This is a genomic window from Hydrogenophaga intermedia (genome assembly GCF_023715105.1).
Taxonomy (GTDB): Bacteria; Pseudomonadota; Gammaproteobacteria; order Burkholderiales; family Burkholderiaceae_C; genus Hydrogenophaga; species Hydrogenophaga intermedia_A.
The window spans coordinates 121,649-134,018 of record NZ_JAMBNO010000016.1; the positions used below are offsets into that span (position 1 = coordinate 121,649).

The 12,370-nt window shown below is 65.7% G+C and carries 12 protein-coding genes; 3 read left to right on the forward strand and 9 right to left on the reverse strand.

Annotated elements, in window-relative coordinates:
• The 9 genes from lysS to M3149_RS16160 form a co-directional block, all read right to left on the reverse strand.
• The gene (lysS, locus tag M3149_RS16120; RefSeq protein WP_251710561.1) at positions 1-1,554 is read right to left on the reverse strand and encodes a lysine--tRNA ligase; all 1,554 of its coding nucleotides are present in this window, start codon (positions 1,552-1,554) and stop codon (positions 1-3) included.
• 80 nt (positions 1,555-1,634) lie between these two features.
• The gene (locus M3149_RS16125) at positions 1,635-2,351 is read right to left on the reverse strand and encodes an ABC transporter ATP-binding protein (RefSeq protein WP_251710562.1); all 717 of its coding nucleotides are present in this window, start codon (positions 2,349-2,351) and stop codon (positions 1,635-1,637) included.
• Positions 2,352-2,366: 15 nt separating this feature from the next.
• On the reverse strand, positions 2,367-3,137 hold the full coding sequence (locus M3149_RS16130; RefSeq protein ID WP_251710563.1) for an ABC transporter ATP-binding protein: 771 nt from the start codon (positions 3,135-3,137) through the stop codon (positions 2,367-2,369).
• 10 nt (positions 3,138-3,147) lie between these two features.
• Positions 3,148-4,248: a branched-chain amino acid ABC transporter permease gene (locus tag M3149_RS16135; protein WP_251710564.1), complete on the reverse strand. Its 1,101-nt coding sequence runs from the start codon at positions 4,246-4,248 to the stop codon at positions 3,148-3,150.
• Positions 4,249-4,267: 19 nt separating this feature from the next.
• A complete protein-coding gene (locus M3149_RS16140; protein ID WP_251710565.1) occupies positions 4,268-5,197 on the reverse strand; it encodes a branched-chain amino acid ABC transporter permease in 930 nt (309 codons plus the stop codon).
• 216 nt (positions 5,198-5,413) lie between these two features.
• The gene (locus M3149_RS16145) at positions 5,414-6,703 is read right to left on the reverse strand and encodes a replication-associated recombination protein A (protein WP_251710566.1); all 1,290 of its coding nucleotides are present in this window, start codon (positions 6,701-6,703) and stop codon (positions 5,414-5,416) included.
• Between the two features lie 27 nt (positions 6,704-6,730).
• Positions 6,731-7,372, reverse strand: a complete 642-nt coding sequence (gene lolA, locus M3149_RS16150; RefSeq protein WP_251710567.1) for an outer membrane lipoprotein chaperone LolA — start codon at positions 7,370-7,372, stop codon at positions 6,731-6,733.
• A 41-nt stretch (positions 7,373-7,413) separates the two neighbouring features.
• On the reverse strand, positions 7,414-9,753 hold the full coding sequence (locus M3149_RS16155) for a DNA translocase FtsK (RefSeq protein ID WP_251710568.1): 2,340 nt from the start codon (positions 9,751-9,753) through the stop codon (positions 7,414-7,416).
• Between the two features lie 53 nt (positions 9,754-9,806).
• Entirely contained in the window at positions 9,807-10,481 is a 675-nt protein-coding gene (locus M3149_RS16160) for a Crp/Fnr family transcriptional regulator (protein WP_251710569.1), read from the reverse strand.
• Positions 10,482-10,649: 168 nt separating this feature from the next.
• Between M3149_RS16160 and trxB the strand changes: the two genes are divergently transcribed.
• The 3 genes from trxB (at position 10,650) to rpmG (ending at position 12,206) form a co-directional block, all read left to right on the forward strand.
• Complete coding sequence (gene trxB, locus M3149_RS16165) at positions 10,650-11,597, forward strand: thioredoxin-disulfide reductase (RefSeq protein WP_251710570.1); 948 nt, start codon at positions 10,650-10,652, stop codon at positions 11,595-11,597.
• Between the two features lie 193 nt (positions 11,598-11,790).
• On the forward strand, positions 11,791-12,024 hold the full coding sequence (rpmB, locus tag M3149_RS16170; protein ID WP_070400609.1) for a 50S ribosomal protein L28: 234 nt from the start codon (positions 11,791-11,793) through the stop codon (positions 12,022-12,024).
• 11 nt (positions 12,025-12,035) lie between these two features.
• Complete coding sequence (gene rpmG, locus M3149_RS16175) at positions 12,036-12,206, forward strand: 50S ribosomal protein L33 (protein WP_251710571.1); 171 nt, start codon at positions 12,036-12,038, stop codon at positions 12,204-12,206.
• The last annotated feature ends 164 nt before the right edge of the window (positions 12,207-12,370 follow it).

A 12,370-nucleotide genomic window follows, 5' to 3' on the forward strand; every position in this document is an offset into this window, starting at 1 on the left:
TCAGCTCTCGCGGCGCAATGCCGGGAACAGGATCACGTCACGGATGCTGGGGCTGTCGGTCAGCAGCATCATGAGGCGGTCGATGCCGACGCCGCAGCCGCCCGCGGGCGGCATGCCGTATTCAAGCGCGCGGATGTAGTCGGCGTCGAAGTGCATGGCCTCGTCGTCACCACCGTCTTTGGCCGCCACCTGCGCGTGGAAGCGCGCCGCCTGGTCCTCGGCATCGTTGAGTTCGGAGAACGCATTGCCGAACTCGCGGCCGGTAATGTAGAGCTCGAAGCGCTCCGTCACCTCGGGTCGCGCGTCGTTGGCACGCGCCAGCGGCGAGATTTCCGTCGGGTGGTCCATGATGAAGGTCGGGTTCCACAACTCGCTCTCGACCTTCTCCTCGAAGAACAGCACCTGCAGCGAGGCCAGGCTGCGCGCGGACAATTGGTCCTTCTCTTCGGTGAGACCGAGTTTGCGCAGCTGGCCGCGCAGCCATTCGGGGTCGTCCACGTTGGCGCCCGCATCGGTGTACTTGACGATCGCATCCCGAATGGTGAGCCGCTCGAAAGGCGAATCGATATCGACCGTACGGCCCTGGTAAGTGACCTCACCATCACCGCGCACCGAACGCACCACATGACGGATGAGCTGCTCGGAGAAATCCATGAGGTCGCGGTAATTCCAGTACGCCGCGTAGAACTCCATCATGGTGAACTCGGGGTTGTGACGCACCGAGATGCCTTCGTTGCGGAAGTTGCGGTTGATCTCGAACACGCGCTCGAAACCGCCCACCAGCAAGCGCTTGAGGTAAAGCTCGGGCGCAATGCGCAGGAACATCTCCTGATCAAGCGCGTTGTGGTGCGTGACGAAGGGCTTGGCATTGGCCCCCCCCGGAATGGGGTGCAGCATGGGCGTCTCGACCTCGAGGAAGCCGTGGCCCACCATGAACTGGCGCAGGGCCGTGACGGCCTGGCTGCGCGTGACGAAGCGCCGGCGCGCGCCCTCGTCGGTCATCAAGTCCACGTAACGTTGGCGGTACTTGATCTCCTGATCGTGCACACCGTGAAACTTGTCGGGCAGCGGGCGCAGGCTCTTGGTGAGCAGGCGGATGCGGTCCGCGTGAATGGTGAGCTCGCCGGTGCGGGTACGGAACAGCACACCCTCGGCGGCCACGATGTCGCCCAGGTCCCAGTGCTTGAAGGCGTTGTGCACCGCCTCGCCCACGCTGTCGTTGTTCAGGTAGATCTGGATGCGGCCACCGCTGGGGCCGAACGAGGCGTCCTGCAGCGTGGCGAAGCTGGCCTTGCCCATGACGCGCTTGAGCATCATGCGCCCGGCCACGCTGGCGCGCACCGGCGTGGCTTCGAGGTCTTCCTTGCTGGTCTCGCCGTGTGCGGCAAACAGCCCGGCCGCGTGGTCCTGCGGCTTGAAGTCGTTCGGGAAGGCCACCCCCTCGCCCCGCTTCTGCGCTTCGCGCAATGCCTTGAGTTTCTCGCGTCGCTCGGCGATCAGCTGGTTCTCGTCGTGCGCCACGGCGGCGGTGTCGGGGGTGTTGGCTTGGCTCATGAAATGGAAAGCGGGTTGGGCGCCGAGGCGGCGCGCAACCCGCGATTGTAGTTTTGAGCGTCGATCCGCCCGGAATCAGCTCATTCGCCGAGGTAAGCAGCACGCACCTTGGGGTCGGTCAGCATCTGCTTCGCGTCGCCGCTCATGATGATCTCGCCCGAGTCCATCACGTAACCCCGATTGGCGATCTGCAGCGCGCGGCTGGCGTTCTGTTCCACGAGCAGGACGGTCACGCCCTGCGCAGAAACATCGCGGACCACCTCGAAGATCTTGTCGACCATGATGGGCGACAGGCCCATCGAGGGCTCGTCGAGCAGCAGCACCTTGGGCTGACTCATCAGCGCGCGCGCCATGGCCAGCATCTGCTGCTCGCCGCCGCTCATGGTGCCGGCAAGCTGGTCCTTGCGTTCCTTCAGCCGCGGAAAGATGGTGAACATGCGATCGATATCGCGGGCGATGCCGGCCTTGTCGCTGCGCACGTAAGCGCCCATCTGCAGGTTCTCGGTGATGGACATGCGCGTGAAGACGCCGCGGCCTTCCGGCACCATGGCCAGGCCGGTCTTCACGAGATCCCACGCGCCCTTGCCGCGGATGCTCTTGCCCATGTATTCGACGTCGCCGTCTTCCATCGGCAACGAACCGGTGATGGCCTTCATGGTGGTCGTCTTGCCAGCACCGTTGGAGCCGATGAGCGAGATCAGCTCGCCTTCGTTGACCTCGAGGTCGATACCCTTGACGGCCTTGATGCCGCCGTAGGAGACCTTCAGCCCTTTGACTTTGAGTAGCGTGTTTGCCATGACTGTGTCTCTCGCTCAATGGCCACCGGTGCCGAGGTAGGCCTCGATGACTTTCGGGTCCTTCTGCACCTCCGCCGGCGTGCCGGTGGAGAGCTGCTTGCCGTAATCGAGCACGGTCACACGGTCGCACAGGCCCATGACCAGCTTCACGTCGTGCTCGATCAGCAGGATGGTCCGGTTGTCGTTGCGGATGCGGTCGATGAGCTCGCGCAGTTGCACTTTCTCGGTGGCGTTCATGCCCGCGGCGGGCTCGTCGAGCGCAATGAGCTGGGGGTCGGTCGCCAGGGCGCGCGCGATCTCCAGGCGGCGCTGGTCGCCGTAGCTCAGGGTGCGCGACTTGTAGTCGGCGAACTTGCCGATGCCCACGTAGTCGAGCAGTTCCTGCGCGCGCTCGGCAATCGCGCGCTCCTCGCGCTTGAAGCCGGGCGTGCGGATGATGGCGCCCAGCAGACCGGATTGCGAGCGCACGTGACGCCCCACCATTACGTTCTCGAGGGCCGTCATCTCGGCAAACAGGCGGATGTTCTGGAACGTGCGTGCGATGCCGGCTTTGGCGACCTCGTGCACCGCGGTGGGGGTGTAGGCCTTGCCCGCGAGCTCGAAGCTGCCACTGTCGGGCGTGTACAGCCCCGTGAGCACGTTGAAGAACGTGGTCTTGCCCGCACCGTTGGGGCCGATGAGGCCGTAGACCTGGCCGCGCTTGATCTCGATGCCGACGTCGCTCAGGGCCTGCAGGCCGCCGAAGCGCTTGGAAACGTTGGCCACTTTCAGAATGGTTTCGCTCATGCCACGCTCCTCACTTCGATGCCAGCGACTTGCCGTGTTCCGGCGAGGGCCACAGGCCTTTCGGGCGCAACAGCATGATCACGATCATTGCCAGCGCGATCAGCAGCTGACGCAGGATCTCGGGGCCCAGGCGCCCGTCCGTCATGGCCGTGAGCGGGTGCGCCACGTGGCGCAGCAACTCGGGCAGGCCGGCCAGCACCAGCGCACCCAGGATGACGCCCGGAATGTGGCCCAGGCCACCCAGCACCACCATGGCCACGATCATCACCGACTCCATCAGGATGAAGGACTCGGGGTAGACACCGCGCATGAAGGACGCGAACAGCACGCCGGCCACGCCGCCGAAGGTGGCGCTCATGCCGAAGGCCGCCAGTTTGAGGTTGCGGGTGTTCAGGCCCATGGCCTTGGCCGCGATCTCGTCCTCGCGGATCGCCATCCAGGCGCGGCCGATGCGCGAATCCTGCAGCCGGTTGGCGATGATGATGGCCAGCACCACGAAGAACAGGATGAGGTAGTAGTACAGCGTGACCGACTGGAAGGTGTAGCTGAAACTGCCGATGGATATGTCGAGGCTTGAGCTCATGCGGTGCCCGAACACGCTCACCGCATCGATGTTGCTCAGCCCCTTGGGACCGTTGGTGATGTTGATCGGCCGGTCGAGGTTGAGCATGAAGATGCGCACGATCTCGCCAAAACCCAGCGTGACGATGGCCAGGTAGTCGCCGCGCAGCTTGAGCACCGGGAAGCCCAGGATCAGGCCCGTGATGCCGGCGAGTACGCCGGCCAGCACCATCACGATCCAGAAGTTCATGTGCAGGCCGTCGGGAAACGTGGCCGCCATCCAGGCGAACGTATCCGTCAGGTGCGGTGAGGCCAGCAGGCCGTAGAGGTAGGCGCCGACGGCAAAGAAGGCAATGAAGCCCAGGTCGAGCAGACCGGCGTAGCCCACGACGATGTTCAGGCCCAGGGCCAGCAGCACGTAGAGCAGCGCCACGTCGACGATGCGCACCCAGGAGTTGCTGCCGGTGGACTGCAACACCAGTGGCAGCACCAGCATCAGAACGGCGACGATCGCGAAGGCGATCAGTTTGGCGGGACGGGAATTCAGCATGTTCATTCTCCCGTGGGCATCAGGCGCGATCGGCCACACGCTCGCCGAGCAGGCCCGAGGGACGCAGCGTCAGCACGATGGCCAGCACGATGAAAGCGAAGATGTCGGTGTACTGGCTGCCCAGGAACCCCCCGGTGAGCTTGCCGAGGTAGCCGGCGCCCAGCGACTCGATCAGCCCCAGCGCCACACCGCCCAGCACGGCACCAGCGAGGTTGCCGATGCCGCCCATCACCGCGGCCACGAAGGCCTTGAGGCCGGGCATGAAGCCCATCGCGTGCTGCACCGTGCCGTAGTTGGACGCCCACATGATGCCGGCAATGGCGGCCAGCATGGCGCCGATGATGAAGGTGGCGGAGATGACGACATCGGGCTTGATGCCCATGAGTGCCGCCACGCGCGGGTTCTCGGCGGTGGCGCGCATGGCGCGGCCGAGGTTGGTGCGGTTGACCAGCCACATCAGCAGGGCCAGCACAATGACCGTGGTGGCCAGGATGGTGATCTGCGTGATGGAGAGCACCGCGCCGAAGAACTCGATCGGCTCGCGCGACAGCGTGGAGGGATAGGACTTGGGGTTGGGCTTCCAGATGATCATCGCCAGCGTCTGCAACAGGATGGAGACGCCGATCGCGGTGATGAGCGGGGCGAGTCGCGGGGAATTGCGCAGCGGGCGGTAGGCGAGCTTTTCGATCGTGAAGTTGAGCACCGCGCAGACGACCATCGCGATCAGCGTGGCAATGATGAGGATCTGCCAGCCCGCCATGTCGGGCGAGGCCTCCTGCATCGACGTGATGATGGTCCAACTGGTGAGCGCGCCCACCATGAGCACGTCGCCGTGGGCGAAGTTGATGAGGCCGATGATGCCGTACACCATCGTGTAGCCCAGGGCGACCAGGGCGTACATGCTGCCCAGCACCAGTCCGTTGAGGATCTGCTGTAGCAAGACTTCCATGAAAGGTTCTCCGTGTTTTTGACCGGCGGGGTGGCGGCACCGCCCCCGTTTCAACCTAGCAAAAAACCCGCCAGAGACGGCCTGAGTCGGGCCGGGGGCGGGTTGGTGGTGCGCGATTGTAGCGAGGGGTATCGGGGGCCCGAATCGAGGGGAACCCCTGAAATCAAAGGGTAAACCCGGCACGGTCGCCCGGGTATCAGTGCGTCTACGGACGCATCAATCCTTCTGATGGTTCTGCTCGCGCAGCGCGCGCAGCTTCTCCGCGATGCGGATTTCCAGGCCGCGCTCGACCGGCTCGTAGAAGGCCGGGGGCACCATGCCCTCGGGCCAGTAGCTCTCGCCCGCCGCGAAGCCACCAGGCTCGTCGTGGGCGTAGCGGTAGTCCTTGCCGTAATCAAGCGACTTCATGAGCTGCGTGGGCGCGTTGCGCAGGTGCAGTGGCACCGGCCGCGTGCCGTCGCGCTTGACGAACGCACGTGCGGCATTGAAGGCCTTGTAGACCGCATTGGACTTGGGCGCCACCGCGAGATAGACCACGCACTCGCCCAGCGCCAGTTCGCCCTCCGGCGACCCCAGGCGTTCGTAGACCTCGGCCGCATCGAGCGCCAGGCGCAGCGCGCGCGGATCGGCCAGGCCGATGTCCTCGGCAGCCATGCGGATGAGGCGGCGCGCCACGTAGCGCGGGTCGACCCCGCCATCGAGCATGCGCACGAACCAGTAGAGCGCGGCATCCGGATCGGAGCCGCGCACGCTCTTGTGCAGGGCGCTGATGGTGTCGTAGAACTGCTCGCCGCCCTTGTCGTAGCGCCGCATGCGCTCGCCGAGCACCTTGAGTAACCAGGCGTCGGTGACAGCGTCGAGCTTCTCGCTGCGGGCCGCGACCGCCAGCGTTTCGAGCGTGTTGAGCAGGCGGCGCGCGTCACCGTCGGCATACGCGATCAGGCGCTCAAGCGCGGCGTCCTCGATCGGCGCAACAGCGTCGATCGCGCGCGCCTTTGCCACGATCGCGCGCAGGTCGTCGTCGCCGAGCGGCTGCAGCACGTAGACCGCCGCGCGGGACAACAACGCGGAGTTGACCTCGAACGAGGGGTTCTCGGTGGTGGCGCCGATGAAGGTGAACAGGCCGCTTTCAACGTGCGGCAGAAAGGCGTCCTGCTGGCTTTTGTTGAAACGGTGCACCTCATCGACAAAGACGATGGTGCGTTGCGCGTGCAGGCCATCGCGCGCGGCCTGCGCCTGCTCCACCGCCTCGCGGATGTCCTTCACGCCGCCGAGCACGGCACTGATGGTGATGAACTGCGCGTCGAATGCGTCGGCCATGAGGCGCGCGATGGTGGTCTTGCCCACCCCGGGCGGACCCCAGAGGATGCAGCTGTGCGGCTGGCCGGACTCGAATGCCAGGCGCAGCGCCATGCCCTCGCCCAGCAGGTGTTGCTGGCCGATCACTTCGCCCAGCGTGCGCGGGCGCAGGCGTTCGGCCAGCGGGGCGTGGGCAAGCGTGTTCAAGGTGCGTGCGGCGTCCTCAGCGCGCGCTCACTGGCGGATCACGTCGGCCCCCGCCGGCGGCTCGAAGCGGAATTCGTCGCTGCGCAAGGCCGGGTTGGCCTGCCAGTTGGCAAAGCGCAGCACCGAGCGTTGGCCCAGGCCGTCCTCGATGTCGAGCACCGATAGCTGCGTGCCCGCAAAGCCCAGCCGCACCTTGCGCAACTGGCCATCGCGCTGCTTCGGCACCGCCTCGACCCATTGCAGGCCATCGGCCTCGGGCGCACTGCGCAGCTCGAAGCTGCCGCGCAGCGCGGCCAGGTCGGGGGCGGCCGCGATGATGGCCGCGGGCGTGCTGCCCAGCACGTCCTTCTGCGCGCGCACCGTCACCTGGTTCAGATCGACGTCGTGCAGCCAGAGCTGGCGCCCGTCGGCGACGATGACCTGTTCGAACGGCTTGAGGTAGTCGAAACGGAAACGGTCGGGCCGCTGGAACACGAAGCGGCCGTTGCTGTTGCGCTGGCGCGGCTTTGCCTCGCCAGCGCGCGTGGGCGAGGTCACCACCTGGGTGAACTCGGCGCGGGCGGCACTGGATTCGCGCAAGAAGGTCTCGAGTGCCTTCAACCCGTCGGCGCGGGCGGGCAGCATCGCCCAGCACAACAAGGCCGTGAAAAGCAGGGTTCGGATTCGCATGAGGTTCAGAGCCTGGTCAGCCGCAGGAGTTGCACCGGCGCTCATTCGGGCCGGCCACCCACCAGAATGTCGCGCTGGCCGCTGCTGGTGAGCGCGCTCACGAGACCGGCGTTCTCCATGTCTTCCAGCAGGCGCGCCGCGCGGTTGTAGCCGATCTTGAGTTTGCGTTGGACGTAGGAAATGCTGGCCTTGCGGTCCTGCAGCACGATGGCCACGGCCTGGTCGTACAGCGGGTCCTTCTCGCCACCGCCTTCGCCGCTGCCTTCGCCGAAGATGTCGCCACCTTCGCCGTCGGCGCCGCCCCCATCGAGCACGCCGTCGATGTAGTCGGCCTCGCCCTGCTCCTTCAGGTAGGCCACCACGCGGTGCACCTCGTCGTCGCTCACGAAGGCACCGTGCACGCGCGTGGGAAAGCCCATGCCTGAAGGCAGGTAGAGCATGTCACCCATGCCCAGCAGGCTCTCGGCACCCATCTGGTCAAGGATGGTGCGGCTGTCGATCTTGCTGCTGACCTGGAACGCAATGCGCGTGGGGATGTTGGCCTTGATGAGCCCGGTGATCACGTCCACGCTCGGGCGCTGCGTGGCCAGCACGAGGTGGATCCCGGCCGCACGCGCCTTCTGGGCCAGCCGCGCAATCAGCTCCTCGATTTTCTTGCCCACCACCATCATGAGGTCGGCGAGTTCGTCGATGACGACCACGATGTAGGGCAGGCGCTCCAGCGGCTCGGGCTGTTCGGGGGTGAGCGAGAACGGGTTGCCGATGGACTCGCCGCGCGCCTTGGCGTCGTCGATCTTGGTGTTGTAGCCCGCGAGGTTGCGCACGCCCAGCTTGCTCATGAGCTTGTAGCGCTTCTCCATCTCGGCCACGCACCAGTTCAGGCCGTTGGCCGCGTGCTTCATGTCGGTGACCACGGGCGCCAGCAGGTGCGGAATGCCCTCGTACACGCTCATCTCGAGCATCTTGGGATCGATCAGCAGCAGGCGCACGTCCTTTGGGTCGGCCTTGTAGAGCAGCGACAGGATCATCGCGTTGATGCCCACCGACTTGCCCGAACCGGTGGTGCCGGCCACCAGGCAGTGCGGCATCTTCGCCAGGTCGGCCACCACCGGCTGGCCGCCAATGTCCTTGCCCAGGCCGATGGTGAGCAGCGATTTCGCGTCGTTGTAGACCTGAGAACCCAGGATCTCGGACAGGCGGATCGTCTGGCGCTTGGCGTTGGGCAACTCCAGCGCCATCAGGTTCTTGCCCGGAATGGTCTCGATCACGCGGATCGAGACCAGCGAGAGCGAGCGCGCCAGATCGCGGCTCAGGTTGACGATCTGCGAGCCCTTGACCCCGGTGGCAGGTTCGATCTCGTAGCGCGTGATCACCGGGCCCGGTGCCGCGGCCACCACGCGCACCTCGACCCCGAAGTCCTTGAGCTTCTTCTCGATCAGCCGGCTGGTCATCTCCAGCGTCTGCGCATCCACCGTGTTCTGCTGGCCAGACGCCGCATCCAGCAGGTCCACCTGCGGCAGCTTGCTGTCGGGCAGTTCGGTGAACAGGGGCTTCTGCCGCTCCTTGGCCACGCGCTCGCTTTTGGGTACCTCGACCATGGTGGGCTCGATGACCACCGGCACCGGGTGGTGCTCTTCGATCTCGACCCGCTCGGTCTGCACCACCACCTCGCGCTCGCGCGCCGCAGCGCGGCCGATGCGCTCGTCTTCCACCGCCTCGCGCTTCTCGCGCCGGGCCTCGAACCATCCATACAGCCGCTGTCCGACCACCTCGGCCCAGTGGCCCCAGGAAAAGCGGAACACCAGAGGCAGGCAGGCCAGCAGCAGGGCCAGCAGCGCCAACGCCGCGCCCGTGAAGCCCAGCCAGCGCTCGGCAAGCGGGCCCAGCGCGTGCCCCACCACGCCGCCGGCATGGCCCGGCAGCAGCGGCTCGAAGCGATACAGGCGACTCCACTCCAGCGCCGCGCTGATCGTCACCAGCGCGATGAGCCCGCCCCAGAACGCGAGGCGGCGCACCGCGGGCCGCTGCCACCACCGCGGGCTGTCCGGCATGGGCGCTACGCCGCGCAGCCAGCGCGCCAGGGCGGACAACCAGGTCCGCACGCCGGCCGCGAACAACCACCAGACAGAAAAACCGAACAGAAAGTAGCTCGCGTCGGCCACCAGCGCGCCCAGTCGGCCGCCCCAGTTCCAGACCTCGCCGCGCGAGCCGGTGGTGCTCCACGCAGGATCGGCCAGCGAATGGCTCAGCAGGCTGAGCAGCCAGAACGCGAGCGCGGCCGCGCCCAGCACCAGGCCGATTTCCTGCGCGAAGCGCGCGATGCCGCTGCCAGCGGGGGCGTCGCGGCGGTCTGCGTTGAGGGTATTCAGGGAGTAGGTCATGTCCGGCAGGAAGCAAGCGCAAGCTTACCCCAGCCGACTCCCGGCCCCGGGCGTCAACCCAGGGTGTTCAGCCGATCCTTGATGACCGTGGTGCCATCCTCGGTGACTTCGATGAAACCGCGGTCCTCGAGATCCTTCATCACGCGGCTGACCATCTCGCGCGAGGCGCCGATCATCTTGGCCACGTCCTGGCGCGACACGCGCTCGCGGATCACGAGCTGGCCCTCGCGGTCGGGTTGCGCCTGTTCAAGCAACGCACGCGCCACGCGGCCGTACACGTCCAGCAAGGCCAGGGATTCGATCTTGCGGTCGGCCTGGCGCAGGCGCTGCACCAGACCACGCATCACCGCGTAGGCCATGGACGAGTTCTCGGGCAGGCAGCGCGCGAACTCGTTGCGCCCCAGGATCAGCACGTCGGTCTGTACCTCGGCGCGCACCGTGGCCGAGTGCGGTTGGTTGTCGATCAGGCTCATCTCGCCCACGTAGTCGCCCGGGTTCATGGTGGCCAGGATCACCTCACGACCACGGCTGTCGGTGGTGACCACGCGCGCGCGGCCGGTCAGCACGATCGCAAGGCAGTTCGACTTTTTGCCCTGCTCGACGATGCACTCACCGCGTTTGTAGCGGCGTTTGACCACCGCGTCCGCCACCGATTCGGCCTGCGCCTGCGTGAGGGTGGAGAACAGCGGCACGCGGCGGATCAGGTCGAGATTGGACAGGATGGACATGCGTGTATTCCCAGACGGCGGGGGCGAACAGGGCCCGCTTCCCTACAATCCCGGCCGGTCAGTGCCTGCTTTCCAGGCCTTTGACGTTATTGACTATCGCGCCGGGTATCCCCATATACCCCCGCGACTCTAAACCAAATGCTCCGTTTATCGATGGGGCAGCGCACCATGAAACACGCGAAAGTCCTGATCCTGGGCTCCGGCCCGGCCGGCTACACCGCTGCGGTTTACGCCGCGCGCGCCAACCTCGAGCCGGTGCTGATCACCGGCATTGCACAAGGCGGCCAACTCATGACCACCACCGAGGTGGACAACTGGCCCGCCGACGTGCACGGCGTGCAAGGCCCCGAGCTGATGCAGCGCTTCCTGCAGCACGCCGAGCGCTTCAAGACCGAGATCGTGTTCGATCACATCAACAAGGTCGATTTCTCCAAACGCCCGTTCACGCTCACCGGCGACAGCGGCACCTACACCTGTGACGCGCTCATCATCGCCACCGGTGCGTCGGCCAAGTACCTGGGCCTGCCGTCCGAAGAAGCCTTCATGGGCAAGGGCGTGAGCGCCTGCGCCACCTGCGACGGCTTCTTCTACCGCGGCCAGACCACCTGCGTGATCGGTGGTGGCAACACCGCGGTCGAGGAAGCGCTCTACCTCTCCAACATCGCAAGCAAGGTCTACCTGGTGCACCGGCGCGACAAGTTCCGCGCCGAACCCATCCTGGTGGACAAGGTGATGGAGAAGGTCAAGGAGGGCAAGATCGAGCTCAAGGTCTTCAAGACGCTGGAGCAGGTGCTCGGCGATGAAACCGGCGTCACCGGCGTGCGCTTGAGGGACACGCAGACCGGCGCCACCGAAGACCTGAAGCTGCAGGGTTGCTTCATCGCCATCGGCCACCAGCCGAACACCGAGATCTTCCAGGGCCAGCTGGAGATGAAGGACGGCTACATCGTCACGAAATCGGGGCTCGCGGGCATGGCCACCATGACCAGCGTGCCCGGCGTGTTTGCCGCCGGCGACGTGCAGGATCACATCTACCGCCAGGCCATCACCAGCGCCGGCACCGGCTGCATGGCCGCGCTGGACGCCCAGCGCTTCCTGGAACAGCAAGGCGCCTGAAACGCCGTCTTGGCAACACGCCCGCGGTTATGGCTATAATCGCGGGCTTTGCTGAATGCCGGGCTTTGGCTTGGCAAACCGCGATCCCCCGGGTTACCGCCACCCTTATCTGGCGAGGTCAGGCTGGACGCCAGTCGCAAAATCCCTTTGCGACCCGCTGCAAACAGCCGAGTGAATGGATCGGAGTGTCCTCATGGCACGCGTCTGCGACGTCACGGGCAAGAAGCCCCAGGTCGGGAACAACGTTTCCCACGCCAACAACAAAACCAAGCGCCGGTTCCTGCCGAACCTGCAATACCGCCGTTTCTGGGTCGAGAGCGAGAACCGCTGGGTTCGTCTGCGCGTGTCGGGCGCTGCCCTGCGCCTGATCGACAAGAAAGGCATTGACGTCGTGCTGGCCGACATGCGCGCCAACGGCCAGGCTTAAGGAGAACCACCATGGCAACCAAAGGCGGTCGCGAAAAGATCAAGCTGGAGTCCACCGCGGGCACCGGTCACTTCTACACCACGAACAAGAACAAGAAGACCACGCCCGACAAGCTGCTCTTCAAGAAGTTCGACCCCGTCGCTCGCAAGCACGTGGACTACAAGGAAGTGAAGCTGAAGTAATCCAGCTTCGCCTCAACAAAAAACCCGCTGTGAGAACACTAGCCGTTCGGTTAAGGAGTTGATTCAAGGGGTCTTCGGACCCCACAATGCGCCCCAAGGTCACACTTGGGGCGTTTTTCATGGTCGAGGAGAAATCTTCTCCGGGAGGAGAGGGGGCAGACCCC